The sequence below is a fragment of the Microbacterium sp. STRO-2N genome (genome assembly GCF_057747775.1).
Map to the genome: position 1 here is coordinate 3,101,243 of NZ_CM173223.1, position 25,874 is coordinate 3,127,116.

The 25,874-nt window shown below is 71.9% G+C and carries 22 protein-coding genes and 1 pseudogene; 9 read left to right on the forward strand and 14 right to left on the reverse strand.

All coding sequences use genetic code 11. The features are described 5' to 3' along the window. Nucleotides 1-23 precede the first annotated feature (23 nt). From AC3ANN_RS14360 to AC3ANN_RS14375, 4 genes are read right to left on the reverse strand one after another with little or no spacing between them, the layout of a single operon-like run. Nucleotides 24-2,348, reverse strand: a complete 2,325-nt coding sequence (locus AC3ANN_RS14360; RefSeq protein ID WP_488338062.1) for a beta-xylosidase/alpha-l-arabinosidase — start codon at nt 2,346-2,348, stop codon at nt 24-26. Nucleotides 2,349-2,350: 2 nt separating this feature from the next. Further along, entirely contained in the window at nt 2,351-3,241 is an 891-nt protein-coding gene (locus tag AC3ANN_RS14365; RefSeq protein WP_488338063.1) for a carbohydrate ABC transporter permease, read from the reverse strand. A 1-nt stretch (nt 3,242) separates the two neighbouring features. Then, nucleotides 3,243-4,268 carry a carbohydrate ABC transporter permease gene (locus tag AC3ANN_RS14370; protein WP_488338064.1) on the reverse strand — a complete coding sequence of 342 codons (1,026 nt, stop codon included), beginning with the start codon at nt 4,266-4,268 and terminating at the stop codon, nt 3,243-3,245. Between the two features lie 4 nt (nt 4,269-4,272). Next, complete coding sequence (locus tag AC3ANN_RS14375) at nt 4,273-5,568, reverse strand: ABC transporter substrate-binding protein (protein ID WP_488338065.1); 1,296 nt, start codon at nt 5,566-5,568, stop codon at nt 4,273-4,275. A 134-nt stretch (nt 5,569-5,702) separates the two neighbouring features. On the opposite strand from AC3ANN_RS14375, the gene AC3ANN_RS14380 reads away from it, so the two are divergent. Further along, on the forward strand, nt 5,703-6,860 hold the full coding sequence (locus AC3ANN_RS14380; protein WP_488338066.1) for an ROK family protein: 1,158 nt from the start codon (nt 5,703-5,705) through the stop codon (nt 6,858-6,860). Nucleotides 6,861-7,564: 704 nt separating this feature from the next. On the opposite strand, the gene AC3ANN_RS14385 is transcribed toward AC3ANN_RS14380, so the two are convergent. Together AC3ANN_RS14385 and AC3ANN_RS14390 are read right to left on the reverse strand one after the other, a co-directional pair. Then, complete coding sequence (locus AC3ANN_RS14385) at nt 7,565-8,674, reverse strand: Gfo/Idh/MocA family protein (protein WP_488338067.1); 1,110 nt, start codon at nt 8,672-8,674, stop codon at nt 7,565-7,567. Beyond that, on the reverse strand, nt 8,671-9,363 hold the full coding sequence (locus tag AC3ANN_RS14390; RefSeq protein ID WP_488338068.1) for a ThuA domain-containing protein: 693 nt from the start codon (nt 9,361-9,363) through the stop codon (nt 8,671-8,673). The genes AC3ANN_RS14385 and AC3ANN_RS14390 overlap by 4 nt, the downstream gene beginning before the upstream one ends. 98 nt (nt 9,364-9,461) lie before the next feature. Between AC3ANN_RS14390 and AC3ANN_RS14395 the strand changes: the two genes are divergently transcribed. The 3 genes and pseudogenes from AC3ANN_RS14395 to AC3ANN_RS14405 all read left to right on the forward strand — a co-directional run. Then, on the forward strand, nt 9,462-10,460 hold the full coding sequence (locus AC3ANN_RS14395; protein WP_488338069.1) for a substrate-binding domain-containing protein: 999 nt from the start codon (nt 9,462-9,464) through the stop codon (nt 10,458-10,460). 189 nt (nt 10,461-10,649) lie between these two features. Further along, nucleotides 10,650-12,071, forward strand: coding sequence for an aspartate aminotransferase family protein (locus AC3ANN_RS14400; protein WP_488338070.1), 1,422 nt, complete (start codon nt 10,650-10,652; stop codon nt 12,069-12,071). A gap of 52 nt (nt 12,072-12,123) precedes the next feature. Next, nucleotides 12,124-12,432: pseudogene (locus tag AC3ANN_RS14405) on the forward strand (DUF7882 family protein); the annotation flags it as partial. A gap of 147 nt (nt 12,433-12,579) precedes the next feature. Here the strand turns inward: AC3ANN_RS14405 and AC3ANN_RS14410 are convergent. Together AC3ANN_RS14410 and AC3ANN_RS14415 are read right to left on the reverse strand one after the other, a co-directional pair. Next, the gene (locus AC3ANN_RS14410) at nt 12,580-12,906 is read right to left on the reverse strand and encodes a DUF7882 family protein (RefSeq protein ID WP_488338071.1); all 327 of its coding nucleotides are present in this window, start codon (nt 12,904-12,906) and stop codon (nt 12,580-12,582) included. Between the two features lie 9 nt (nt 12,907-12,915). Continuing rightward, entirely contained in the window at nt 12,916-13,506 is a 591-nt protein-coding gene (locus tag AC3ANN_RS14415) for a TetR family transcriptional regulator (protein ID WP_488338072.1), read from the reverse strand. Nucleotides 13,507-13,610: 104 nt separating this feature from the next. Here AC3ANN_RS14415 and AC3ANN_RS14420 point away from each other — a divergent pair, with 104 nt between their 5' ends. Then, nucleotides 13,611-14,642: an SDR family NAD(P)-dependent oxidoreductase gene (locus AC3ANN_RS14420; protein WP_488338073.1), complete on the forward strand. Its 1,032-nt coding sequence runs from the start codon at nt 13,611-13,613 to the stop codon at nt 14,640-14,642. A 55-nt stretch (nt 14,643-14,697) separates the two neighbouring features. Here the strand turns inward: AC3ANN_RS14420 and AC3ANN_RS14425 are convergent, their stop codons facing one another. From AC3ANN_RS14425 to AC3ANN_RS14450, 6 genes are all read right to left on the reverse strand, one after another. After that, nucleotides 14,698-16,257, reverse strand: coding sequence for an SLC13 family permease (locus tag AC3ANN_RS14425; RefSeq protein ID WP_488338074.1), 1,560 nt, complete (start codon nt 16,255-16,257; stop codon nt 14,698-14,700). Between the two features lie 34 nt (nt 16,258-16,291). After that, complete coding sequence (locus AC3ANN_RS14430) at nt 16,292-18,346, reverse strand: oxidoreductase (protein WP_488338075.1); 2,055 nt, start codon at nt 18,344-18,346, stop codon at nt 16,292-16,294. 20 nt (nt 18,347-18,366) lie between these two features. Then, a complete protein-coding gene (locus AC3ANN_RS14435) occupies nt 18,367-19,527 on the reverse strand; it encodes a cystathionine gamma-synthase (RefSeq protein ID WP_488338076.1) in 1,161 nt (386 codons plus the stop codon). After that, complete coding sequence (locus tag AC3ANN_RS14440) at nt 19,524-20,528, reverse strand: pyridoxal-phosphate dependent enzyme (RefSeq protein ID WP_488338077.1); 1,005 nt, start codon at nt 20,526-20,528, stop codon at nt 19,524-19,526. Before AC3ANN_RS14440 ends, AC3ANN_RS14435 begins: the two co-directional genes overlap by 4 nt. A gap of 245 nt (nt 20,529-20,773) precedes the next feature. Further along, a complete protein-coding gene (locus AC3ANN_RS14445; protein WP_488338078.1) occupies nt 20,774-21,238 on the reverse strand; it encodes a helix-turn-helix domain-containing protein in 465 nt (154 codons plus the stop codon). Nucleotides 21,239-21,408: 170 nt separating this feature from the next. After that, nucleotides 21,409-23,529 (reverse strand): RecQ family ATP-dependent DNA helicase, encoded by a 2,121-nt coding sequence (locus tag AC3ANN_RS14450; protein ID WP_488338079.1) that lies wholly within the window; start codon nt 23,527-23,529, stop codon nt 21,409-21,411. 149 nt (nt 23,530-23,678) lie between these two features. Between AC3ANN_RS14450 and AC3ANN_RS14455 the strand changes: the two genes are divergently transcribed. The 4 genes from AC3ANN_RS14455 (at nt 23,679) to AC3ANN_RS14470 (ending at nt 25,864) form a co-directional block, all read left to right on the forward strand. Beyond that, a complete protein-coding gene (locus AC3ANN_RS14455) occupies nt 23,679-24,008 on the forward strand; it encodes a DUF6412 domain-containing protein (protein ID WP_488338080.1) in 330 nt (109 codons plus the stop codon). Nucleotides 24,009-24,110: 102 nt separating this feature from the next. Beyond that, nucleotides 24,111-24,863, forward strand: coding sequence for a YidC/Oxa1 family membrane protein insertase (locus tag AC3ANN_RS14460; protein WP_488338081.1), 753 nt, complete (start codon nt 24,111-24,113; stop codon nt 24,861-24,863). A 54-nt stretch (nt 24,864-24,917) separates the two neighbouring features. Further along, a complete protein-coding gene (locus AC3ANN_RS14465) occupies nt 24,918-25,226 on the forward strand; it encodes a hypothetical protein (protein WP_488338082.1) in 309 nt (102 codons plus the stop codon). Further along, entirely contained in the window at nt 25,223-25,864 is a 642-nt protein-coding gene (locus AC3ANN_RS14470; protein WP_488338083.1) for a SipW-dependent-type signal peptide-containing protein, read from the forward strand. Before AC3ANN_RS14465 ends, AC3ANN_RS14470 begins: the two co-directional genes overlap by 4 nt. The last annotated feature ends 10 nt before the right edge of the window (nt 25,865-25,874 follow it).

Here is a 25,874-nt window from a genome sequence, read left to right on the forward strand (position 1 = left end):
GATGCCGCCGCCCGCTACGGGTGTCAGCTGCGGACGATCACCTCGGGGCGCAGTGCGCGGTCGCGGCCGACGGGTCGCGGCGTGCCGCTGAGGGTCACCGTCCACGACGAAGCCAGGTCACCGCTCGAGCGTCCGGCGCTCAGCACGAGGTCGCCGGGCTCGACGATGCGCACGCCGTCGCGGCCGGTGAACGCCGCGAGGTCAGCGCTCACGGCGAACGACACGTCGGCGGATGCCCCGGCCTCGAGTTCGACCCGCGCGTAGCCGATCAGTCGCTGCACGGGCTGCACGACACTCGCGACCGGATCGCGCAGGTACAGCTGCACGACGTCGGCGCCGGCACGATCGCCCGTGTTGCTCACACGCAGCCGCAGCGTCACGGTGCCGTCGACGGACACGGTCGACGCGTCGCCCTCGAGCGGCGTCCACTCGAACGTCGTGTACGACAGGCCGTGGCCGAACGGGAAGGCGGCTCCCGGATCGACGTTCGAGACCTCGGTGCGCTGTGCGAGCGGCGCGGCGAGGTAAGTGCCCGGCTGCGCGCCCGCGGAGGCGGGGATGCCGACCGGCAGGCGGCCGGACGGGTTCACCCGCCCGGAAAGCACGCCGGCGACGGCGGGCGCGCCCTCCTCGCCGGCGAAGAACGCCTGGACGATGCCGGATGCCGTCCCCGCGGCGGCGCCGAGGGCGTACGGGCGTCCGGCGAGCATGACGACGATCACGGGGGTCCCGGTCGCGAGCACCGCGTCGAGCAGCTGCTGCTGGGCACCGGGCAGGGCGAGCGACTCGGCGTCGCATCCCTCGCCGCTCGTGCCGCGCCCGAACAGTCCGGCGCGGTCGCCGAGAACGAGCACCGCGACGTCGGCACCCTGCGCCGCGGCGACGGCAGCCGCGATGCCGTCGGTCTCGCCGCCGTCGACGGTCGTGCCGGCGGCGTGCGTGACCGCGGCCGAGGGGAATTCGTCGCGCAGGGCCTCGAGCAGCGTCGGGATGCGGATGCCCATCGCGACGCCCGGGTGCTGCGTCACCACGTGCGTCGGGAACGAGTAGCAGCCGAGCATGGCGTACTGGTCGTCGGCGTTCGGGCCGATCACGGCGATCCGGCCCGGCGCCGTGAGCGGGAGCGCGCCGTCGTTGCGGACGAGCACCACCGCCTCCTCGGCGATCCGCGCCGCGAGCGCACGGTTCGCGGGGGGATCCAGATCGATCGTGCCGCGCAGGGCCTCGGGGTCCGACAGATCGCGGCCTTCCAGCGCCGACGGCACCGCCGACCAGTCGGCGTCCAGCAGACCGAGCTCGGCCTTCTGCATCAGCACGCGCCGCAGCGCGGTGTCGATGAGGCTCTCGGCGATCACGCCGCCCTCGACGGCGCGCAGCAGCGGCTCGCCGAACGTGTTGACGGTGGGCAGCTCGACATCGATGCCCGCCGCGAGCGCCTGGCCCGCAGCATCCGCCCACGTCTCCGCCACGCCGTGCAGCAGCTTGAGGAACGCGACGGAGAAGTAGTCGGCGACGACCGTGCCCTCGAAGCCCCACTCGTCGCGCAGCAGCTCGGTGAGCAGGCTCCGGTCGGCGGCGGTCGGAATGCCGTCGATGTCGGAGTAGGAGTTCATGACGCTGCGCACGCCGCCGTCCCGCACCGCCATCTCGAACGGCGGGAGCAGCACGTCGTTGAGCTCCCGCGCGCCGATCGACACCGGCGCGAGGTTGCGCCCCGCTTTCGACGCGGAGTAGCCGACGAAGTGCTTGAGCGTCGCGACGATCCCTGCCGACTCGAGGCCCTGGACGTACGCCGTCGCGATCGTGGCGACGAGGTGCGGGTCCTCGCCGATGGTCTCTTCGACCCGGCCCCAGCGCAGGTCGCGCACGACGTCGAGGACAGGGGCGAGGCCCTGGTGGATGCCGACCGAGCGCATGTCGTCGCCGATGCGGCGCGCCATCTCGCCGACGAGCGCGGGGTCGAACGTGGCGCCCCACCCGAGCGGCACGGGGTACGCCGTGGCGCCCCACGCCGCGAATCCCGCGAGGCACTCTTCGTGCGCGACGGCCGGGATGCCGTGACAGGATGCCTCGCGGATCCGCTGCTGCGTGCGCATGAGGCTGAGCGCACCCATGGCGGGGTCGATGGGCCGCGTCCCGAACGGCCGCGTCAACTGGCCGAGACCTTGCGGGATCAGCTCGTCGAAGTCGAGGTGCTGATCCATGTCGTGCTGGTGCGGAGCGACATCGCCGCCGGCGTCGTCGGCTCCGACCCACACGCCGTACAGCTGGGCGATCTTCTCCTCGAGGCTCATCCGGCCGATGAGTTCGTCGACATCCGTCGCCACCGTTGCGACCGTCTCGTCCACGGTCATCCCTTCACCGCCCCCGTCAGCCCGCCGACGATGCGCTTCTCGGCGAGGAGGAAGAACACCAGGGCGGGGATCATGGCCAGCGACGTGTAGGCGAGCACGCCGCCGGTGTCCTGCGAGTACTGCGTCGAGAACTGGGTGACTCCGAGCGGCAGCGGCCACAGCTCCTGCGGCAGCGTGCCGGTCGAGATCACCAGGAGCGGCAGCAGGTAGCCGTTCCAGCTCGCGACGAACGCGAGGATGCCGACGGTGATGAGACCGGGCTTCGCCAGCGGGAGCAGGATGCGCCAGAAGAACCCGATGCGCGTGGCACCGTCGATCATGGCGGCCTCCTCGAGCTCGTCGGGGATGGCACGCAGGAACGGCACCAGGATGATGATCGTCGTGGGCAGCGCGAACGCGATGCCCGGGATGATCACGCCGAGGTAGGTGCCGTGGAGTCCCATCGTGCGCAGCAGCAGCGTGAGCGGCAGCGCGGCGACGGTGAGGGGGAACATCAGCCCCGCGGCGAACAGCGTGTACAGACCCTGCCGCCCGCGGAAGTCGTAGCGGGCGAGCACGAACGCGGCCATGATGCCCGCGATGACGACGCCGGCCGTCGTGGCGACCGCGAGCACGGTGCTCGCGAACACGTTGCCCCAGAACCGAGCGGAGCCGAGCACGTTGGCCCAGTTCTGGAACGTCCAGGGGTCGGGAAGCCCGGCGGGGTCGGCGTTGAGGTCGGCCGTCGTGCGGAAGCCGCTCACGAACACGTAGAGCACGGGCCCGATGGCGACAGCGGCGACGACGAGCGCCACGAGGTAGACGAACGGCTGTCCCCAGTCGAACCGGCGCCCGGCGGGCGCGGCTTCGCGCGGCGCCCCGGTGACGATCGTGGTGGTGGCGGTCATGTCACTCGCCTCCCTTCTTGGCGCGGCGGGCTCTGCCGGCACCCGGCCTGGTGATGGCCCCTGCCAGGTCGCGGCGCAGCGCGAAGCGCTGGTAGACCAGGGCGATGACGAGCGAGATGAGGAACAGGATGACCGCGATGGCGCTGCCGTAGCCCGGCTGGCCCGCGAACTGGCCCTGCTGCACCATGTAGGTCGCCATCGTCTCCGTCGAGATGCGCCGCACCGCGGGTGCGACGGTGACCCACACCATGTCGAACACCTGCAGCGAGCCGATGATCGACAGGAACGCCCAGATGCGGATCGTGGGACCGAGCAGTGGGATCGTGATGTGCCGCTGCACCTGCCACCAGCTCGCGCCGTCGATCTGAGCCGCCTCGGCGAGCTCGTCGGGGATGCCCTGGAGGCCCGCGAGGAACAGCAGGATGGCGAAGCCGACGTACTTCCACGTGAGGATCAGGAAGATCGTCCACAGCGCGATGCCGGGGTCGGCGAGCCAGTTGCGCGCGAGGTCGCCGAGGCCCATCGCCTCGAGTGTGGCGTTCACCGCACCGTTCGGCTGGAGGATGAGGCGCCAGGCGAGTCCGGCGATGACCTCGGCGAGCACGTACGGCACGAAGATGAGGAGCCGGAAAACGCTGCGTCCGCGGATGCGGCGGTTCAGCAGCAGCGCGACGCCGATCGCGATGGGTCCCTGCACGAGCAGCGACATCACGAGGATGAAGAACGTGTTGCCGATCGCACGCTGGAACTCGGGTGTCGTGAGCGCGCGGACGTAGTTGTCGAGCCCGATGAAGCGGCCGGACTCGGCCAGGTCCTGCCATTGGAAGCCCGGCGGCAGGTTGTAGAAGCTGTACACCCCGGCGAGGATCACCGGCAGGATCACGAAGCCGAGGAACAGCACCAGCGCAGGGGTGACGAACAGAAGGATCTCCAGGCGCTTGCGTGCCTGACCGCGCGGCGCGCGCGGAGCGGGAGCAGGGCCCGGGCCCGCGGTGATCGCGGGCCCGGGCGTGGTGAGCATCGTCATGGGCCTACAGCGTCGCTGCCGCGTCCTGCATCTTCGTGACGATGTCCTCGGGCGTGCCGGTGCCTGCGAAGAGGTTGACGATCCCCTCGTTCATCGCGTTGCCGACGGTGGTGCCGAACGCCGTGTCGAACCACAGCTGCACGAAGGATGCCGCGGCGAGGCCCTCGGCGACGGACTTGAGGTTCGGGTCCTCGAGCGACGCCTGGGCGGCCGGCACGGTCGGGATGCCCGAGCCGCTCTCGGCGAACTTCTTCTGGACGTCCTCGCTCATGATGTAGGCCAGCAGGTCGGCGCACTCCGGCGGGGCCTCGGCCGAGCAGCCGAACCCGTCGCCGCCTCCGAGAGCGGCGGTCGGGTCGCCGTCGGCCCCCTCGATCCCGGGGACCGGGAACCAGCCGAGGAACTCGGGCACCTGCTGGTCGGGCGTGAGACCGCCGATCGTGCCGGCGTTCCAGTGCCCCATGAGCTCCATGGCCGCCTGGCCGTTCGCCACCATGCCGGCCGAGCTGCCGGCGCCCTGCTGCGCCGGGGTGCCGAGGAAGCCGTCCTGGAACGGCTCGACCCCGAGGAACTCCTGCAGCTGCTCACCCGCCTCGACGAAGCACGGATCGCTGAAGTCGTACTCCGCCTCTGCCGCGGCGAGCGCCTCGGGCGAGCACGACTTGAGGGCGAACTGGTACCACCAGTGCGCGGCCGGCCAGTTGTCGCCCGCGCCGACGGCGATCGGGGTGAAGCCGGCCTCGCGAAGCGCGCCGACGGCGTCGACGAGCTCGTCGAAGGTGGTCGGGACCTCGACGCCGGCCTCGGCGAACTGGTCCTTGTTGTACCAGAAGCCCTCGATGCCGAACGTGAACGGGACGCCGTACGTGGCGCCGTCGACCTGCCATGGGTTGATCGTGGCGCCGACGCTCTCGATGGTGTCGGGGATGGCGTCGTCGAGCGCCATGAGATAGCCGTTCTCGACCTGGTCGCGCAGCTCGCCGCCGGGCCACACCTGGAAGAGGTCGGGCGGGTCGCCCGCCGCCAGCGCGTTAGGGATCAGGGTGCGCTGCAGCTCCTCATTCTGGTACCCGGTCTGTTCGACGTTGATGCCCGGGTTGGCCTCTTCGAACTCGGCCGCGACCTCTTCCCAGACATCCGGGAGAGGACCGTTGGTGGCGTTGTGCCACCACGTGATCGTGACCTCGTCGCCGTCTCCGCCCTCGCCGCCCCCGCCCGCGGAGCATCCCGCGAGCGCGCCGGCCGCGATGCCTGCGGCGGCGATGCCGGCGAAGACGCGCATCCTGCTGCGTGTGTTCATCTTCGAACCTCTCGAAAGTTTCGACTGCAACGTCGAAAGTGATGTGGACGTGGCCAGAGTACGACGCCGTGCGATTTGAGGTCAAGAGCAACAAATACCGATTCGGTCACGCTCCAGCCCGTACAGTGAGACGCGTGAGCGATCCGACCCCCGCCGAAGGCGTCCGCCAGCGCAATCTCGCCCGGCTTCTCCGCCTCGTTCACATCGAGGGCCCGCTGTCGCGCGCAGCGCTCACCGAGGCCACGGGCCTCAACCGCTCGACGATCGCCGACCTCGTGGGCGAGCTCGTCCGCGAAGGGCTCGTCATCGAGCGGGCCCCCGACCCCTCACGGCGCGTGGGCCGTCCCTCCCCTGTCGTCGTCGCCGACCCCGCGGTCGTCGCCATCGCCGCCAACCCCGAGGTCGATGCGCTCACGATCGCCGCGGTGGGGCTCGACCGCGGCATCCGTCTGCGCGAGCGCATCGAGATCGACCACCTCCTGACACCCGACGAGACCGCGGAGCTCGTCGCCGAGCGCATCGAGCAGTGGCGCGAGGGCGCGCTCGCCGACGCCCGCATCGTCGCCGTCGGACTCGCCGTCCCGGGGCTCGTGCGGGCTGCGGACGGACTCGTGCGCAACGCCCCGCACCTGCGCTGGATCGACGCACCCGTGCGCGACCTCGTCGCCGACGCGACCGGCCTACCCACCGCGGTGGGCAACGACGCGACGCTCGGCACGATGGCCGAGCACCTCTTCGGCGCGGCGCAGGGCATCGACCACGTGGTGTACCTGAACGGCGGCGCGAGCGGCATCGGCGGCGGCCTGGTCGTGCACGGGATGCCGGTCTCCGGCGCCGGCGGCTATGCCGGCGAGTTCGGGCAGAACCGCCCCGGCATCGCCGCCGAGGCCGACCGCCGCGCCGACCACGGCGTGCTCGAGGACGAGGTGAGCCGCGCGCGCCTTCTCGAGGCCGTCGGGCTCCACACCGCCGACGAGCCGACGCTCGCCGCTGCCCTGGCGGAGGCCGGTCCGGCCGCGGCCGACGAGGTGGGCCGGCAGCGCCGCATCCTCTCGACCGCCCTCTCGAACGCCGTGAACGTGCTCAACCCGTCGGTCGTCGTGCTCGGCGGGTTCCTCGCGACGATCGCGGACTCCGATCTCGACGGGCTCACCGCCCTCGTGCGCGCCCAGTCGATGGCAGCGACCGGCGACGACCTCGAGATCCGGGTCGCCTCGCTCGCCGAGGATCGCCTGCTCATCGGCGCCGCCGAGGCCGCGTTCGCCGACCTGCTGCGCGACCCGACCGCCTGACCGTCCCGCCGGCGTCTCGCGTTCACGTGGCACGACACGCGGGGTGCGCAGATCGATTCCGCGTGTTGTGACACCCGAGCTGCCGGGCGCACCTGCCGGCGTCCCGCCTTCACGTGGCACGACACGCGGGGTGCGTAGATCGATTCCGCGTGTTGTGACACCCGAGCTGCCGGGCGCACCTGCCGGCGTCCCGCCTTCACGTGGCACGACACGCGGGGTGCGCAGATCGATTCCGCGTGTTGTGACACCTGAGTTTCCCCGCGCACCGCCGGTCCCACCTTCACGTGGCGCAACACGCGGGGTGCGCAAATCAATTCCGCGTGTTGTGACACCCGAGCTGCCGGGCGCACCTGCCGGCGTCCCGCCTTCACGTGCCACGACACGCGGGGTGCGCAGATCGATTCCGCGTGTTGTGACACCTGAGTTTCCCCGCGCACCGCCGGTCCCACCTTCACGTGGCGCAACACGCGGGGTGCGCAAATCAATTCCGCGTGTTGTGACACCCGAGCTGCCGGGCGCACCTGCCGGCGTCCCGCCTTCACGTGGCACGACACGCGGGGTGCGCAGATCGATTCCGCGTGTTGTGACACCCGAGCTGCCGGGCGCACCTGCCGGCGTCCCGCCTTCACGTGGCACGACACGCGGGGTGCGCAGATCGATTCCGCGTGTTGTGACACCTGAGCTGGCCCGGGCGCGGACGCCGCTCAGCCCGTGCGCCAGTCCGCGGCGGGAGTGAGCGGCACGAGGTCGGGTCGGGTGACGGTGGTCGTGAGAGGCTCCTGGCCCGCCGACACGGCGGACTGCTGCAGCAGCGTCATGATCTCGAGCACGTGCAGAGCCATCTCGCCGCTCGCGCGGCCGGCGCCCGAGATGAAGTCGACGAGTCCGACGCCGCGCCCCGCGGCGACGTACCCGGCGGACGGCTCGAGCGACTCCCACTTGCCACCGCTGCCTCGCGCTGCGGCAGTGTGCAGCCGCACGTCGCCGGCGAAGAGGTTCGGGTCGGGCACGATCAGGGACCCCTCGACGCCGTGCACCTCGATGGGCGCCGCCGTCGAGGCGACGCCGTCGAAGCTCATCGTCACCGTCGAGATCGCACCGGACTCGTGATGCAGGATGCCGGTGAGGTGCGTGTCGACCTCTACGCCGACGCTCTCGCCGGCCCGCGGCCCGGATTGGATCACGCGCACATCGCGCGACCGCGACGCCGCGCCCGAGACGGCCCGCACCGGCCCGAGCAGCTGCACGAGCGAGGTGACGTAGTACGGGCCCATGTCGAGCAGCGGGCCGCCGCCGGCACGGTAGTAGAAGTCGGGGTTCGGATGCCACGACTCGTGCCCGGGCGAGACCCACATCGCCGCGGCCGACACGGGCCGTCCGATGAGGCCGTCGTCGATCGCCGCACGCGCCGTCTGCACGCCGGTGCCGAGCACCGTGTCGGGTGCGCAACCGAGCCGGACGCCGGCGGCTGCCGCGGCATCCGTCATCCGCCTCGCGTCCGTGAGCGACGCCGCCAGCGGCTTCTCTCCGTAGACGTCCTTGCCTTGCGCGATCGCTCGCAGCGCCACGTCGGCATGCGCGGCCGGGATCGTGAGGTTCAGGACGACGCGGATGCCGGGATCGGCGAGCAGTTCGTCGGTCGTGAGTGCACGGCACCCGGGGATGCGGTCCGCCACGTCGCGGGCGCGGGCGGCATCCAGATCGGCGACGGCGGCGATGCGCACGCTCGGCGCGGCCAGGAGCGTGTCGAGGTATTGGACCGAGATGACGCCCAGTCCGACGATGCCGACGTCCGTCACCGTGTCGCGCGTCATCGTGCCGCCCACAGCAGCCCCCGCTCGATGATGGCGCGGACGGCGGAGTGCTGGAGCACGTCGAGGCTGTGACCGGGCGTCGCGACGAAGATGCGGCCGGCGCCCCACTCCCGCGTCCACACCGCGGGCGACACGATGGGCCGGTGCCAGGGGTGGTGCGGCTGCACCGGGTGGGTCGTGGTGGCGAGCACGTCGATGAGATCGTCGTGCAGCACCCAGTACTGCTCGGTGCGCAGCGCGAAGTCGTCGATGCCCGCGGTGATCTCGTGCTCGCGTCCGAGGTCGGTGATCTCGATCACGTGGTCGAGGTAGTTGTCGGTCTCGTCGCCGTGCAGCTCGCCGGGGGCCTTCGACGGATGCGTCGCGAACTGACCGCCGATCAGCTGCAGGTAGTCCGAGCTGGCGCGGTACGAGTCGGCGATCCCCCCGTGCCAGCCGGCGAGCCCCGTGCCCGCGGCGACGGCGTCGCGCAGGCCCCGCAGCGCCTCCCCCGAGATCTCGGACATCGTGACGCACTGCAGCACGAGGTCGGTCGCTGCCATGCGCTCCGCGTCGGCGTACACCTCGGGACTGTCCTCGATGGCGACCTCGAAGCCGCTCTCATGCAGGAACGGCACGAACAGGTCGGTGGCCTCGACGGGATGGTGCCCGTCCCAGCCGCCGCGGACGACGAGAGCGGTGCGGGCCATGCGGCGTGTCCCTTCGACGGTGACAGGGGAGGTGTCTCGGAGTTCGAGGATGCCAGCGCGGGGTGCGCGCGTCGACACGATTGCGCAAAACTGGGCGGATGCAGCAGAGCGTGACACTGGCCGCCGTGGCCGCGCACGCGGGCGTCAGCGTCGCGACGGCATCGCGCGCCCTGAGCGGCCGCGGCGACCTGGCCCCGGCGACCCGTCGGCGCGTGCTCGCCGCGGCACGTGCGCTCGGCTACCGGCGCGAGCGGGCGGCGGGCGGACGCACGCCGAGGTCGGCGGGTCTCATGGATCTCGTGCTCAGCGGCTACCACAACCCGTACTCCGACGAGGTCACCGCGGGTGCGCGCAGCGCCGCCGCGGCGGCCGGGTACGACCTCGTGCTCACCGAGGAGCGCGATGAGCCGGACGACGACTGGCCCCTGCGCATCCGCCGGCGCGGCTCGGCCGGTGCCGTGCTGGGGCTCATCTCGCCGACCGCGTCGCAGCTGGAGGTGCTGACGGATGCCGGCATCCCCGCCATCCTCACCGATCCGCGGTCGGAGTCGACTCACGGCCTCGCGAGCGTGCGCACGACCGATCGCGACGGCGGCGTCGACGCCGCCCTGCACCTGGCCGAGCGCGGGGCGAAACGCTTCGCGGTCGTCGTCGGCACGCCGTCCTACCGCTTCGGCCGGGCCCGCCGCGAGGGTTTCCACGAAGGCGTACGGGCCACGCGTCCGGGCGTCGAGGTCACGGTGGTCGAAACGGATTGGAGCGCCACCGCCGCGCGCGACGCCGCGCTTCCGCTGCTTCGCGCGGCCGGCGAGGGCGAGCGCCTCGGCGTCTTCGCGTGCTCGGACGAGATGGCGGCGGGCGTCTACGCCGCGGCCGCGGCCGCAGGTCGCCGCATCCCCGACGAGGTGCTGGTCGTCGGGTTCGACGACGTGCGCGGTGCGCGCTGGCTCTCTCCGGCGCTCACCACCGTTCGCCAGCCGATCCGCGAGATGGCGGCAGCGGCGGTGAGCGCCCTCGCCGATGCCGCCTCCGGCGGTCCGCTCCCGTCCGCGCCGATCGTCCTGCCCACCGTCCTCATCGTCCGCGGCTCCACCTGACCCACCCGCCCCAGACCCGCTCGCCTCGACTCCCCCTCGCGACAGGCGAGCGCTGGGCGGGGTGGGGTGCGGCGACGCCCGGCGTCCGGACGGACCGGTGCCAGCGGCATCCGAACCGGACGAAACGTCGCACCACGCGCCGCGGGGCACGCGAGTAGCGTGGGAGCACGTCCCGACGGAAGGCCAGACATGTCGATCGCGACCGAACGCCACGCCCGAACCGATCGCCCTGCGCGCAGCGAGGCGGAGCTGCAGCAGATGGCCAAGGACCACCTGTGGATGCACTTCGCCCGTCAGTCGGTGATGACTGACGGACCGGGCGTCCCCATCATCGTCAAGGGCGAGGGCCACCACATCTGGGACTCGCAGGGCAAGCGCTACATCGACGGACTCGCGGGCCTCTTCGTCGTCGCGGCCGGACACGGCCGCAAGCGGCTGGCCCAGGTCGCAGCGAAGCAGGCCGAGGAGCTGGCGTTCTTCCCGATCTGGTCGTACGCGCACCCGGCGGCGATCGAGCTCGCCGACCGGCTCGCGGACTACGCCCCCGGCGACCTCAACAAGGTCTTCTTCTCGACCGGCGGCGGCGAGGCCGTCGAGACGGCGTTCAAGCTCGCCAAGTACTACTGGAAGATCCAGGGCCAGCCCACCAAGCACAAGGTCATCTCGCGCTCGGTCGCCTACCACGGCACCCCGCAGGGCGCGCTCGCGATCACCGGCATCCCCGCCCTGAAGTCGATGTTCGAGCCGGTCACGCCCGGCGGCTTCCGGGTGCCGAACACCAACTTCTACCGCGCTGCCGACATGGGCGCACCCGCCGACGACCTCGAGGCGTTCGGGGTGTGGGCCGCCGACCGCATCGAGGAGATGATCCTCTTCGAAGGCCCCGAGACGGTGGCCGCCGTGTTCCTCGAGCCGGTGCAGAACTCCGGCGGCTGCTTCCCGCCGCCGCCCGGATACTTCCAGCGCGTGCGGCAGATCTGCGACAAGTACGACGTGCTGCTCGTCTCGGACGAGGTCATCTGCGCGTTCGGCCGCGTCGGGCACATGTTCGCGTGCGACGCGTACGGCTACGTGCCCGACATGATCACATGCGCCAAGGCCATGACGAGCGGCTACTCGCCCATCGGCGCGACGATCGTCAGCGACCGCATCTACGAGCCGTTCGCGCACGGCGACCGCGCGTTCTACCACGGCTACACGTTCGGCGGGCATCCGGTGTCGGCCGCGGTGGCGCTCGAGAACCTCGACATCTTCGAGGAGGAGGGGCTCAACGAGCGGGTCCGCGAGTACTCGCCGCTGTTCCGGTCGACGCTCGAGAAGCTCACCGACCTTCCGATCGTCGGCGATGTGCGCGGCGACGGGTACTTCTTCGGCATCGAGCTCGTGAAGGACAAGGCGACCAGGGAGACGTTCGACGACGACGAGTCGGAGCGCCTGCTTCGCGGCTTCCTGTCGAAGGCCCTGTTCGACGCCGGCCTGTACTGCCGCGCCGACGACCGCGGCGATCCCGTCATCCAGCTCGCTCCCCCGCTCACGATCGGACCCGCCGAGTTCGACGAGATCGAGCAGATCCTGCGCAGCGTGCTCACCGAGGCGTGGAACCGCCTCTAGCCGCTGCGGGGCCGGTGGGGCAAAGGGGCCCCGGGAGGGTTATGGTTGGCCCGTGGGAACGATCTATTACGGCGGCGGCGCGATGCCGATCCATATCGAAGACCGCGCATTGGCGCACCTGAAGGTCGTCATCGCCACGAAGCTCCGGCGCGACGAGAGCTTCACCGTGTCCTGGCGCCATCCCGACGATCAGCCCCGGGGGCGCAGTACCATCTGGCTGCACCCGTCGATCCCCCTGCGCTTCGTCTTCGACGACCCCGAGCCCGCCGAACTCAGCCGCGACTGGATCGAGGAGCTCGCGAACTCGGCGAACTCCACCGGCGGCATCATGCTGGTCGCCGAGCACTTCGACACCGGGCCCGTGCCGGTGGCCGCGCCGGACGCCGGAGCCGAGGCCGAGACCGACAAGGTCTCGCTCGGCACTGTCGCGGTGGAGAGCCTCGAGATCGACAAGCTGAAGGTGGCCGGCAGCGACGTGAGCGGCACCGGTCTGGCGGGCTGACCCGGCTCAGCCCTCGGCGGCCGGCGCTTCGCCGTCCGGGAGTTCGGGCTCGGGGACGATGCTGAGGCCGCTGGGCCCGCTTGCCGCGAGCATCAGCTCTTCGATCCACAGTCGGTTGATGCGCGGCTGGCGGCTGCCGAAGAAGTGGAACTGCAGCGGCACTGCCGGGTGGATCCAGAAGCTGCGGCGGCCGCTGCCGTCGCCGATCTCGACATCGAACATGAACGGTTCCGAGCGCCGCAGCTTGTTCATCATGACGATTCTCAGGTGAGCGAGGGTGCGGTCGTCGATGTCGACAGACGTGCCTGAAGTGTCGTAGATGAACCTGCCCATGGCAGGAGCCTATCGCTCCGCGCGCGGCGAGAATGCGGCGTGGAACAGCGCACGTGCTCGTGCCGCCACCGCGGGGCGGTTCGCGGCGTCGGAGCGTGCGAGCTCGGTGGCCAGCATCCCCGTCGCCATCGTGACGTCTTCCGTCTCGAGGTGCGTGCCCACCCGCCCCGCCGCTCGGTCGCGCGCGACGAGGCGCTCCACGAGTGCGAAGTACCGCTCGCCGAGTTCGGCGACCCGGCGATCCGAGAGATCCGCTGTGATCAGCTCGATGAACGCGGTCGACACCACGGCCTGCTCCACCACACGGTCGAGCAGGTCGTCGATCGTGCGATCGGCGGGCGCCGTGTACTCCTCGAGCTCGCGGACGTTGTCTTCGAACACGGCGACGGCCAGAGCGGTGCGATCCGGGAAGTGGCGGTACAGACTCCCCTGCCCCACGCCGGCCCGCCTGGCGACGGCGCTGAACGGCGCACCGAGCCCGCCCTCGGCGTACACCTCGCGCGCAGCGGCGATGAGGGCGCGGCGATTGTCGGCGGCCGCGGCGGGGCCGCGGTTCGGTCGCGCAACGGCATCCGCGCGCGGGGCAGCGATGCTCGGCACGGGTGTAGCCTAATACCGGACATAGTTGTCCGGTAGGAGCCCGACCCGAAGGATCCTCGTCCCAGGTCGCAGCCCCGACGCACTGCACCACGAAGGGAACACCCATGAGCACCGACACCGCTCCGCTCACCGCAGCGTCCAGCATCCAGACATGGCTCGACCACCCGGCCGGCGGAGCAGCGCTGCGCGACCTGCTCGCCCAGGGAGGTCAGACCGCAGACTCCCTGGCTCCGATCGCGGGTCTTCCGATCAGCAGCCTCGTCGCGATGAGCGGCGGCGCCTTCCCGCAGGAGGCGCTCGACGCGCTCGTCGCGCGCGTGAACCCCGACGGCATCCCCGGCGGCGGGGCGGGCGCCTCCGAGACCCCGAGGGCGGAGTGGGCCGAGAAGGTCACCGATGGCCGGTTCACCGGCATGACCGTCATCGTCACCGGCGCGGGCTCCGGCATCGGGCGCGCCACGGCGTCCCGGGTGGCCCGCGAGGGCGGCCGCGTGATCGCGGTCGACGTCAGCCAGGAGCGTCTCGACGACTTCGTGGCGACGCACGCGGGTGCCGACGTCGTCGCCCTGACCGCCGACATCAGCGACGACGAAGGCGTCGCCCGGATCATCGAGGCTGCCGGCGACCGCATCGACGGTCTCGCCAACATCGCGGGGATCATGGACGACATGACGCCGGTCGGCGAGGTCAGCGACGAGGTGTGGGAGCGCGTGTTCCGCGTCAACGTCACGGGCACCATGAAGCTCATGCGCGCCGTCATCCCCGCGATGCTCGCGCAGGGCGGCGGGTCGATCGTGAACACGTCGTCCGAGGCCTCGCTGCGCGGCTCGTCCGCGGGGGCGGCGTACACGGCATCCAAGCACGCCGTCGTCGGTCTCACGAAGTCGAGCGCCTTCATGTACGGTCCGAGCGGCATCCGCGTCAACGCCGTCGCGCCAGGCGCGGTGATCACGAACATCGAGGCGAAGTTCACCTCGCCGCTCGGCGCCGAGCGTGTGCAGGCCGCAATGGCCGTGATGGCGCCGCCCGTGACCCCCGACCGCCTCGCCGCCTCGATCACGTTCCTGCTGAGCGACGATGGCGTCAACGTCAACGGCCAGAACCTCGCCAGCGACGGCGGCTGGTCTGTCGCCTGACCCGATCCCACGAAGCCCCGGCGGACCCGAACCGCCGGGGCTTCGTGCATCCGCGTCAGAACGGCCAGATGAGCGGCACGTAGAGCACCGACACCGCGAGGAAGAAGAGCGCGAGCGGCAGTCCCATCCGCCAGTAGTCGCCGAACCAGAGGCCCGCGGGCTCCATGACCATGAGGTTGGCCGGCGTCGCGATCGGAGTCAGGAACGACGCCGCTCCGACGACCGTGAGCGCCATCATGAACGGCTGCACCGAGAGATCGAGGGTTCCGGCGATCGACACGGCGATCGGCGCCACGATGAGCACCGTCGCCACGTTGCTGATGAGCTGGCCAAGCACGAGCGTGAGGACTCCGAGCGCGAGCAGCGCGACGTGAGGGGCGGCGTCACCCAGCATCGACAGCATCCACCCGGCGACGAGGTCGGCCGTGCCGGTGCTGATGAACGCGGTGGAAAGCGGGATCATGCCGGCGATGAGCACGACCGTCGTCCACGGGATCGAGTGGTACGCCTGCTTGACCGTGACCGTCCGCGTGAGCACGAGTGCGCACGCGGCGAGCAGTGCCACCGCAGCGGGCGGGACGAACCCCGTCGCGAGCAGGGCGATCATGACGATGAGGATGCCGATGGCACGCTTCGCGCCGCGCCCCAGCGGCACCGACCGCCGCAGTCGCTGCGGGTCGTCGACGACGAGCACCCCCGGCTCGTGCGTGTGGCGCAGGAGGTCGTCCCACGTCCCCTGGAGCAGGAGCGCGTCGCCGGCCTGCACCAGGACCTCGGGGCCGGTGAGCGGCTCGTCGCCGCGGCGCGCTCCGAGCACCACGAGGTCGCCGTCCGGCGTCGTCATGCCGGCGCAGACGTGGGTGCCGATGAGCGGGGAGCGCGGAGCCACCACGATCTCGGTCACGCCGGTCTGGGGACCGAGGAGCGTCGCTGTGTCGAGCGACACGGCGTACTGCTCGCGCAGCAGCCGCGCGTGGCGCACCAGATCCACGGGCATGAACGCGCCGGCGCGCTCGGGGACCAGCCGCCCGCCGAGGACGAGGATCGCGACGGTGCCCGCCACGACGGGGATTCCGGCCAGCGCGAACTCGAAGAACCCGAAGCCGCGACCGCCCGCCGCCACGGCGAAGTCCGACACGAGGATGTTGACGGGCGTTCCGGTGAGCAGCAGCAGCGAGCCGGCGGATGCCGCGAACGCCAGCGGCAGCAGCAGCCTCGACGACGCGATGCCCGCGCGCGCCGCGACCAGCACGACCAGCGGCAGCAGCGCCGCCACGGCGCCGTTGATGCTGATGAGAGCCGAGAGCACCGCGACCAGCACGGCGACCACCACGACGAGGCGCGTGCGCGTGTTGCCCGCGCGGGCGATCACCTTCTGCCCGGCCCATGCCGTCACGCCGGTCGCGTCGAGCGACTCGCTCACCACGAACAGCGCCGCGATGAACAGCACCGTCGGGTCGCCGAACCCGGCGAGCGCCTGCGGCAGCGTCAGGACCCCGGTGAAGAAGAGTGCGAGCGCGACCCCGATCGCGACCACTCCGATCGGCACGCGGTTGCTCACGAACGCGACGACCGCGAGGACCAGGATGACGAGCGTGGCGACGACGGGGTCCACGGGCCCAGCGTAGCCATCGGCCTCCGCGGGGCGGTCAGCCGTGCAGCGTGGCGAGGCCTGCGACGTCGTACGCGAGCTCGACGGCTTCGAAGATCGCCGCGTCGATCGTGCGGGGCGCGAACGCGTCGCCGATCGTGACGACACGGGATGCCGCGGCCGTGTGCCCGTCGGCCGAGCCGGCGCCGGCGAGCCCCGCGATGGTCACCGACGCGCGGGGCTCGATCGCGACGACGGCGTCGAGGCCGGCGAGCACGGCGCTCTCCCAGGTGAGCGCGTCGCGCACCTCGATCTCGCCGTCGCCGACGCGCTCCACGCGGTGCGCGGCGCGCCGGCGCAGCCCGCCGTGCGCCGCGAGCCGCTCGAGCAGCAGCGGGCGGTCGTAGCCCGCGCCGATATGCGGGAACGCGGTCTCGAACGCAGTCACGAGCTCGAGCTCGTCGACGTGCGGCAACAGCGTCAGCACGATGCCCGCGGCGTAGGCGGTGCCGTCGGCGTCGACCACGGCGATGCGGCGACCGACGGACGCCGGGAGGGATGCCGCCGCGAACGCGTCGACCGTGCCCTCGGCCGGCATCCCGCCGGCGTACGCGCCGCCGAGCGCGAGCGAGGTCGTGGCTGGGGCGACCGCTCCCGTCGCGATCACGATGCCGTCGGCGCGCTCGGCGCCGAGCGATTCTGCCGTGGCCTCGACGCCGAGGCGCACCTCGACGCCGGTCGCCGCCAGGTCGCGCACGAGGTCGTCGACGAGGAGCCCCACGCTCTCGCGTCCCGGCACCTGCCGCGCGAGTCGCAGCTGGCCGCCGAGCTCGTGCGATCGCTCCATCAGCGTCACGGCGTGCCCGTCCGCGGCGAGCTCGACGGCGGCGCGCATGCCCGCGGGTCCGCCGCCCACGACGATCCAGCGCTGCGGCGCCGCGGCCCGCGGCCGCTCGCCGCGCTCGAGTTCGCGACCGGCGAGCGGGTTCACGGTGCACGACATCGCGAGTCCGCGGCTGCCGCGTCCGAGGCATCCCTGATTCAGCCGGATGCAATGGGAGATCTGCCGGATGCCGCCGCCGCCGGACCTCGTGCCGAGGAGGAGCTTGCGGCCGAGGTCGGGGTCGGCGATCTGCGCGCGGGTGAGCGCCACCATATCCGCGACGCCCGAGGCGACGACCTCTTCCGCCTCCTCGACGGAGCGCGCCGCGCCGACTCCGAACACCGGCACGTCGGGGTTCGCCGCCTTCACCGCTGCGACGTCGTCACGCAGCCACGCGTACGGCATCGGCGACGATGGGAAGACGTAGTGCACGTTGTGATACCCGCCGGCGGCGAGGTCGAGGAAGTCGATCCGGGCTTCACCGCGCAGACGCGCGATCACCTCGCGCATCGCGCCGCCGTCGAGTCCGTCGGGGTGGAACTCGTTCGCGACGATGCGGATGCCGACCGTGAAGTCGTCGCCCACGCGGGCACGCACGGCGCGCAGCACCTCACGCGGGAAGCGGGTGCGGCCCTCGAGGTCGCCGCCGTACCCATCCGTGCGCGCGTTGTAGAGCGGTGAGAGGAACTGGTGCAGGAGGTACCCGTGCGCCATGTGGATCTCGACGCCGTCGAAGCCGCCGTCCCGTGCGTTCTCGGCCGATACCGCCCAGCCCTCGACGAACGCCGCGATGTCGTCGTGGTCCATCTCGCGCGTCGCGTGCGCGGTCGACGGCGAGAGCATGCGGGACGGCGCATACACTGCGCGGGGACCGTCCGGTCCGTCGGGCTGCGCCTGCGCGCCGTGGTGGTTCAGCTGCACCAGGATCTTCGCGCCGGCCTCGTGCACGGCATCCGTCATGCGCTTCGCGGCCGCGACCGACTCGGGACGGAACGCGTCCTGGAACCCGCGGATCGAGCCGCTCGGGTGCACGAAGTGGTTGCCGGCGACGAACAGTCCGCAGCCGCCCCGCGCGCGCCGCACGTAGTACGCGGTCTCGCGGTCGGACTCGACGCGGTCGGAGTACTGCTTCGAGTGCGCCGTCTGCATGATGCGGTTGGGCACCTCGACGGCCCCGATGCGCAGCGGCTGGGCCAGGAAGGACGAACGGATGCCGGTGCTCGCAGTCATCCTCCGAGCCTACGACCGCGTCACAGGCGGGCGAGGGCCTGACCGAGGTCGGCGATGAGGTCGTCGGCGGTCTCGATGCCGACCGACAGGCGCACGACCTCGGGCGGGACGGCGAGCTCGGTGCCGCGCACCGATGCGTGCGTCATCTCGTCGGGGTAGTTCATGAGCGACTCAACTCCGCCGAGAGACTCGGCGAGCTGGAACAGGCGCGTCGACTCGGCGAAACGGCGGGCGGATGCCGCGTCCGCCAGCGCGACCGACACGATGCCGCCGAACCCCGACATCTGCCGCGCAGCGAGCTCGTGCCCGGGGTGCGACGCGAGACCGGGGTAGTACACACGGGCGACCGCGTCGTGCCCGTCGAGGAACCCCGCGACGGCCTGCGCGTTCTCGGTGTGTCGCTGCATCCGGAGCGCGAGCGTCTTGATGCCGCGCGTCGTGAGCCACGCGTCGAGCGGACCCGACACCGCTCCCACCGCGAACTGCAGGAACTTCGCCTCGGCGTGCAGCGCGTCGTCGTTCAGCACGAGCGCGCCGCCGACGACGTCGGAGTGTCCGCCGAGGTACTTGGTGGTCGAGTGCACCACGACGTCGGCGCCGAGGGCCAGCGGCTGCTGCAGCGCGGGCGACGCGAAGGTGTTGTCGACGACCACGAGCGCTCCGGCGTCATGGCCCAGCCGGGCGAGACCTGCGATGTCGGTGATGCGCAGCAGCGGGTTGCTCGGCGTCTCGACCCACACGATGCGCGCCGGGCGCTCCTCGAGCGCGGACCGCACCTGGTCGAGGTCGCTCATGTCGACGACGCGGACGCCCACGCCCCAGGCTCCGAGCACGCGCGCGATGAGCCGGTACGTGCCGCCGTAGACGTCGTTGCCGAGCAGGACCTCGTCGCCGGGCCTGAGCACCGCGCGCAGCAGGGCGTCTTCGGCGGCGAGGCCGGACGCGAACGACAGCGCGTGAGCTCCGCCCTCGAGCGCCGCGAGCTGCGTCTCGAGCGCAGTGCGCGTGGGGTTGCCGCTGCGTCCGTACTCGTAGCCCTCGCGCAGTCGGCCGATGCCGTCCTGTGCGTAGGTCGTCGAGAAGTGCACCGGCGGGATCACCGCACCGGTCGTCGGGTCGAACGCCTGACCGGCGTGCACCGCGCGGGTGTCGAATCCTCGGTCGCTGGTCGGGTCTGTCATGCGCGTGGCCCTTCGTCGGTGGTGGTTCCGGATGCCTCAGCGGCGGGTTTCAGCGGCGGCTCGTGCACGGCGAAGCCGTGGTCGTGCATCCACTGATCGTCGTAGAACCTGTTGAGATACCCGCGCCCGTGGTCGGGCAGCAGGACGACCACGACGTCGTCGGGGCCGAGGTCGCGCGCCGTCCGCAGCGCGGCGGCGACCGCCATGCCGCTCGAGCCCCCGACGAGCAGACCCTCCTCGCGAGCCAGGCGGCGGGCCAGGTCGAACGACTGCGCGTCGGGGATGCGGTGGATCTCGTCGGGCACCGACGGGTCGTACGACTCCGGCCAGAAGTCCTCGCCGACGCCCTCGACGAGGTAGCCGTGGATCGGGCCGCCCGAGTAGATCGAGCCTTCCGGGTCGGCGCCGATGACGCGCACGGCGCCGCCCGACACGTCGTGCAGGTAGCGTCCGGTGCCGGTGATGGTCCCGCCGGTGCCGATGCCCGCGACGAAGTGCGTGACGCGGCCGTCGGTGTCGCGCCAGATCTCGGGACCCGTCGTCTCGTAATGACTGAGGGGACCGTTGGGGTTCGCGAACTGGTTGGGCTTGAACGCGCCGGGGATCTCGCGCACGAGCCGGTCCGACACGCTGTAGTACGACCCGGGGTCCTCCGGCGCGACGCTCGTCTCGGTCACGACGACCTCCGCGCCGTACGCCCGCAGCACGTCGACCTTGGGGCCGGCGAACTTGTCGGGCACGACGAAGATCATGCGGTAGCCGCGCTGCAGCGCGACGAGCGCGAGCCCCACGCCGGTATTTCCGCTGGTCGGCTCGACGATCGTTCCGCCGGGCTTCAGGAGGCCGTCTCGCTCGGCGGCGTCGATGATCCGGGCGGCGATGCGGTCCTTCGCGGAGCCGCCGGGGTTGAAGTACTCGACCTTCGCGAGCACCGTCGCTGCGATGCCGTCGGTGACGCGGGTCAGCTGGACGAGAGGGGTGTTGCCGACGAGGTCGGCCACGCTTTTGGCGTAACGCACGTTGAGTCCTGAGGTGTTGCCGCGCGGACGCGCGGGGAGATCTGTCGGGGGTCGCGGAGCGCTGTGAAGCGATGCTTCAGCAGGAGCGGCGACAACAGCGACAGGTCAACACGCGGGCCAGTCTAGACGGTCGATCTCCACGGCGTCGAGCGCGTGCCGCGCGGACCGGTGCCGCGGCCCGGCCGCGGCGCCCCCCGGTGCCGCGGCCGAGCCGCCGGTCGTTGCGCCTACGCCACCGCCGGCGCGGCGAGCGTGGCGGGCTCAGGGCACGGGGCGCACGCGTTGCGCGCGGCGACAAGCAGCTGCTGCAGCATGCCCACTGTCATGACGCCTCTGCGCCGCCCCATCCCGGCGAAGTGCGGAATGTGCAGCACCTCGTAGAGCACCGGCCGCCGCAGGCCGAAGAACCGCTCGAGCTCCTCGATGCCGAGCCGCGGAGGCAGCGCGCGCGTGAGCTCGCGTGCGACGTCGGGCGCGGCATCCGTCTGCACCATCCAGGCGCGACGGCGAAGGTGACGACGGAACTCGGCCTCCGGAACGAACCAGCGGCGGCCCAGGCGGTAACCCGGCAGGTCGCCGGTCTCGAGCCGACGGGTGAGCGTCGCCGGAGTGAGCCCGGCGATCTTCGCCGCGCCGCCGACGGCCAGGAACGGAGACCCGCCGGTTCCGCGACGCGTCGCGATGGTCTGCATGCTCACACCAATCAAGACGCCGTCCGCGGCGTTTCATGACGCGACCGGATCACATTCGTATGCGGCGTCCGGGAAGAGCGCCGACTCCACGCGAATCGGATGACCCGCGCGCGACGGCGCGCCATACGATGCAGCGAGACCGCGACGACGTTGCCGACCGGCGAGAGCGCCTACCCTCGCAGCGCGAGGGCGAACGGAAGCACCTCGCTCGCACCGGCGCGGCGCAGCTCGCGCGCCGCCACCGTCAGCGTCCAGCCGCTGTCGACCCGATCGTCGACCAGCAGCACCGGACCGTGCGGGACGTCCAGGCTCGCGGCCGAGAGACGGCCCCACACCCCGGCGACGCGGAAGGCGCTGTTCCCGCCCGGAGCGCCTGTCGGCCCGCCGTCGATGAGCTCGAGCGCGCCGAGGAACGGGAGGCGTCCGACGTCGGCGATGCCGCGGGCGAGCGAGTCGACCAGCTGCGGCCGAGAACGCGACGGCATCGCGACCACCGCGACCGGGCGCTCTACCCACCCCCAGTCGGCGAGCACCCGCACGCACCCGCCAAGCACGTTCTGCGGCACGGGGCCGTCCGGGGCGCCGGCGGCGAACAGCTCGCGAAGCACCCCTCCCCACCCCAGGTCGGTGAGCCGGGCGAGCGCCCGCCCCTCGGAGGCCTGCTCGTCCGCAGCGATGCGGCCTTTGACGGGCACGCCGAGCCGGTCGGCTCCCGTCGGCCATTGCCGTCGCGGTTCGATCGGCACGCCGACCCGGTCGAGTGCGGCGGTCGCGGCATCCGTCGCCCCCGCCGCGATCCCGGTCGCGAACCAGGTGCCGGCGCAGTTGTCGCAGCGCCCGCACGGTGCCGCGGAGTCGTCGTCGAGCGCGCGCTGCAGGAACTCCATGCGACAGCCGTTGGTCTCTTCGTACTCGATCATGTGCTGCTGCTCGGCGACGCGAGCGGCGGCGATGCGGCGGTAGCGCTCCTCGTCGTAGACCCACGGCTCGCCCGTCGCGACCCAGCCGCCGCGCACCCGATCGACCGCGCCGTCGACATCGAGCACCTTCAGCAACAGCTCGAGCGGCGTGCGGCGGATGTCGACCATGGCCTCGAGCGCGGGCGTCGACAGCGGCGAAGCCGAGCCCGACAGCGCGGTGAGCACGCGCTCTGCCCGCTCGCGGTCGGGCATCGACGCGGTGGCGAAATAGTGCCAGATCTCCCGGTCTTCGACGCCGGGAAGCAGCAGCACGTCGGCCGATTCGGTCGCCCGGCCCGCGCGTCCGACCTGCTGGTAGTACGACACCGGCGACGACGGGGCGCCGAGGTGCACCACGAATCCGAGATCGGGCTTGTCGAAGCCCATGCCCAGGGCACTCGTGGCCACGAGCGCCTTGACGCGGTTGTCTTTCAGCAGCGCCTCGGACTCCTCGCGCTCGTCGGTGTCGGTCTGCCCGGTGTAGGCGCGCACGTCGTAGCCGCGATCCCGCAGCAGTCGCGCGGTGTCGTTCGCCGCCGCGACCGTCAGCGTGTAGATGATGCCCGACCCGGGCAGATCGCCCAGGTGAGAGATGAGCCACGCGAGGCGGCTCGGCGCGTCAGGGAGCCGCAGCACCCCGAGTCGCAATGACGTGCGAGCGAGCGGACCGCGGATCGTGAGGACCCCGGATGCCGGAGCCCCCGGATCCTCGGCGGCACCGAGTTGCTCCGCCACGTCCGCGACGACCCGGCTGTTGGCCGTCGCCGTCGTCGCGAGCACCGGCACACCCGGGGGCATGCGCGCGATGAGGTCGCGCAGCCGCCGATAGTCCGGGCGGAAGTCGTGCCCCCAGTCGCTGATGCAGTGCGCCTCGTCGACCACGAGGAGTCCCATGCGCCGGATGAGCTCGGGGAGCTGATCGTCGCGGAACGACGGGTTGTTCAGCCGCTCGGGCGAGACCAGCAGGACGTCGACCTCGTCGCGATCGAGCTGCGCGAGCACGTCGCCCCACTCGTGCGCGTTCGTCGAGTCGATCTTGACCGCGCGCACGCCCGCGCGCGCCGCGGCCGCGATCTGATCGCGCATGAGGGCGAGCAGCGGCGAGACCAGCACCGTCGGCCCGCCGCCGCGGCGACGCAGCAGCAGCGTCGCCACGAAGTACACCGCGGACTTGCCCCACCCGGTGCGCTGCACCACGAGCGCGCGGCGCCGGCCGTCGACGAGCGCCTCGATCGCCTCGAACTGCCCGTCGTGGAAGTCGGCGTCGTCGCGGCCGACGAGCGCCCGCAGCACATCGAGGGCTTCGGCGCGGGTCTCGGTCGTGGCTGTCACGCCCTCCACCCTGCCTCATCCCCCTGACAGCAGCCGACGGATGCCTGGACCCTGCGTGCATCGGCTCTCTCACCGCCCCTGGGAGGAGCCGCTCCCCTCCGCCCGGCAGAAAGCCCGTGTTAGCGTGATCGCGGCGGAAGGAGGTGCCCGTGCTCGAGTCGATCGGCGTCGTGCTGCGCCTCCTCGCCGAGTTCGTCGGTCTGGCGCTGCGTCCGCTCTCGGAGCTCGCCGGCACGATCTCGTCGCCCGGTACCGGCGTCGTCGCGATCGCGGCGGCGACGGCCGCCACGGCCGCGCTCGTCGCCCTCGCGCTGCTCGCCGTCGCGATCGCCCTGTTCGCGCGGCCGTCGATCGCCGTCGCGAGCGCCCCGCACCCGCGCCGGGCGATCGACGACGCGACGCGGCTCACCGAGACGCATCCCGATGCCCCGGGTCACTCGCGTCCGCGAGCACCCGGGTTCGCGGCTTCGGCCGCGTAGCCCCGCCGCACGTCCCTTCCCCGCTCGTCCGAGCGGGAACCGCCGTGTCCGCGGTGCGTTCGTGGCCAGACGCCACGACCCGCATCGACGAACGGACACACCATGGACCTTTCCGCCTTCCCGCCCATCGCCGCGATCCTGGACGCGGCCTACGCCCTGCTCATGGGGCTCACCGCCCTGCTCGAACCTCTCGCCGGATCGGCGGCGGCCGCGGCATCCGTCGTCGTGATCACGCTCATCGTGCGTGCCGTACTGATCCCCGCGGGCATCGCTCAGGCCAAGGCGGAGCAGACGCGCAGCCGCCTCGCCCCGAAGCTCAAGGCGCTGCAGCAGCGTTACAAGCGCAACCCCGAGCGGCTGCAGCGCGAGACGATGAAGCTCTACGCCGACGAGAAGACCTCGCCGTTCGCGGGCTGTCTGCCGATGCTCGCGCAGGCGCCGGTCATCGCACTCGTCTACACGCTGTTCCTGTACGCGTCGATCGCGGGACACGCGAACGCGCTGCTGACCGAGCAGCTGTTCGGCGTCGCGCTCGGCACGAGCCTCATCGGAGCCGTCGCGTCGGGCACGGCGACCGCCGCGACCGTCGCCGTGTTCGCGGGCGTGCTGGTGGCGATCGCGATCGTCGCCGAGGTCACGCGGCGCGCGTTCCGGCCGCCCGTGGACGAATCGACGGATGCCTCGCCCCTGGCGGGCGTCGGAATGGCACGGCTCGCCGGGGTCCTGCAGTTCACCACCGCCGTGGTGGCGATGTTCGTGCCGCTCGCGGCTGCGCTCTATCTGGCCGTGACGGTCGCGTGGACGCTCGCGCAGCGGCTCGTGCTGCGGCGCCTCTACCCGCTCGCGCCCGCGTGAGCCGCCCGAAGCGGTGTCGGCACCCGGGGCCGGGCCCTCGCGATCCTCGAAGCGATGAGCACGACCGAGGCACACGGCATCCCGTCCGCATCGGCACGCCGGATCGTCGGTCACGGCGCTGCTCGCCGGATGGGTATCGCGGCGGCACGGCTGGGCCTGTCGGCGATCCGTCGCCCCGCCGTGCTGCTGAATCCGACCAGACCGCCACGTCGTGAGGCGGCGGCGAACGCCCAAGATCCGCTCAGCATCGGCCTGCCTGTCACGCCGCTAGATGAGAATCCTCTAATCTTTCGGTACATGGCTGGGGAGTCCATGCCTCTGGGGACCTCTGTATCAACGACCAAGGAACGGCAGGACCCATGAACGCTCTCTCCACCTCGACCTCGATGTCGCCGGGCTCCGGCGAACGGTCCCGCTCCGACCGCCGGCGCATGCTGCTCGCGCTCATCGCGGGAGGTGTCGTGCTGGGCGTCGGCACCGCCGTGACGCTCGCGGTGTGGAACGACTCCGAGTTCGCCACCGGCACCTTCTCGTCCGGGCAGTTCGATCTGCAGGGCAGCACCGACGGCGCGGCGTTCGACAGCTCGCCCACCGCGCCGGGCAAGACCCTCACCTTCGAGCTCGCCGCCGACGCGCTGTCGCCGGGGGCCGTCGTGTACGCGCCGTTCGCGGTGCAGCTCTCGAGCGACTCCGACTACGCAGCATCCGTCACCCTCGCGCAGCAGGTCGGCGGAACGATCGGTGCTGGCCTCAGTTACTCGGTCTACGACGTCGGCACGTTCGGGGCCACCTGCTCTGCCGCCACGCCTCCCACGGGCACGGCGCTCGTCGCCGACCGCGCGGCGACCGCCGCCGGCACCGTCGACGCCTTCGATCTGACCGCGGCCGCTACTCCGACGAACCTGTGCTTCGTCGTCACGGCCGGCAGCGGGCTCCCGCAGGGCGCCACCGGCACCGTCACGTGGGAGTTCGCCGGCACGTCGGGCGTGGCGCTGCCCTGATCGCCGCGCT

Excerpts from the sequence above, each read along its gene's own strand:
- AC3ANN_RS14460 (WP_488338081.1), top strand. The coding sequence starts at position 24,111 with ATGGACCTTTCCGCCTTCCCGCCCATCGCCGCGATCCTGGACGCGGCC.
- AC3ANN_RS14410 (WP_488338071.1), bottom strand. The coding sequence starts at position 12,906 with ATGGGCAGGTTCATCTACGACACTTCAGGCACGTCTGTCGACATCGAC.
- AC3ANN_RS14390 (WP_488338068.1), bottom strand. The coding sequence starts at position 9,363 with ATGGCCCGCACCGCTCTCGTCGTCCGCGGCGGCTGGGACGGGCACCAT.
- AC3ANN_RS14375 (WP_488338065.1), bottom strand. The coding sequence starts at position 5,568 with ATGAACACACGCAGCAGGATGCGCGTCTTCGCCGGCATCGCCGCCGCA.
- AC3ANN_RS14365 (WP_488338063.1), bottom strand. The coding sequence starts at position 3,241 with ATGACCGCCACCACCACGATCGTCACCGGGGCGCCGCGCGAAGCCGCG.
- AC3ANN_RS14385 (WP_488338067.1), bottom strand. The coding sequence starts at position 8,674 with ATGACGCGCGACACGGTGACGGACGTCGGCATCGTCGGACTGGGCGTC.
- AC3ANN_RS14420 (WP_488338073.1), top strand. The coding sequence starts at position 13,611 with ATGAGCACCGACACCGCTCCGCTCACCGCAGCGTCCAGCATCCAGACA.
- AC3ANN_RS14370 (WP_488338064.1), bottom strand. The coding sequence starts at position 4,268 with ATGACGATGCTCACCACGCCCGGGCCCGCGATCACCGCGGGCCCGGGC.
- AC3ANN_RS14445 (WP_488338078.1), bottom strand. The coding sequence starts at position 21,238 with ATGCAGACCATCGCGACGCGTCGCGGAACCGGCGGGTCTCCGTTCCTG.
- AC3ANN_RS14395 (WP_488338069.1), top strand. The coding sequence starts at position 9,462 with ATGCAGCAGAGCGTGACACTGGCCGCCGTGGCCGCGCACGCGGGCGTC.
- AC3ANN_RS14470 (WP_488338083.1), top strand. The coding sequence starts at position 25,223 with ATGAACGCTCTCTCCACCTCGACCTCGATGTCGCCGGGCTCCGGCGAA.
- AC3ANN_RS14465 (WP_488338082.1), top strand. The coding sequence starts at position 24,918 with ATGAGCACGACCGAGGCACACGGCATCCCGTCCGCATCGGCACGCCGG.
- AC3ANN_RS14435 (WP_488338076.1), bottom strand. The coding sequence starts at position 19,527 with ATGACAGACCCGACCAGCGACCGAGGATTCGACACCCGCGCGGTGCAC.
- AC3ANN_RS14400 (WP_488338070.1), top strand. The coding sequence starts at position 10,650 with ATGTCGATCGCGACCGAACGCCACGCCCGAACCGATCGCCCTGCGCGC.
- AC3ANN_RS14430 (WP_488338075.1), bottom strand. The coding sequence starts at position 18,346 with ATGACTGCGAGCACCGGCATCCGTTCGTCCTTCCTGGCCCAGCCGCTG.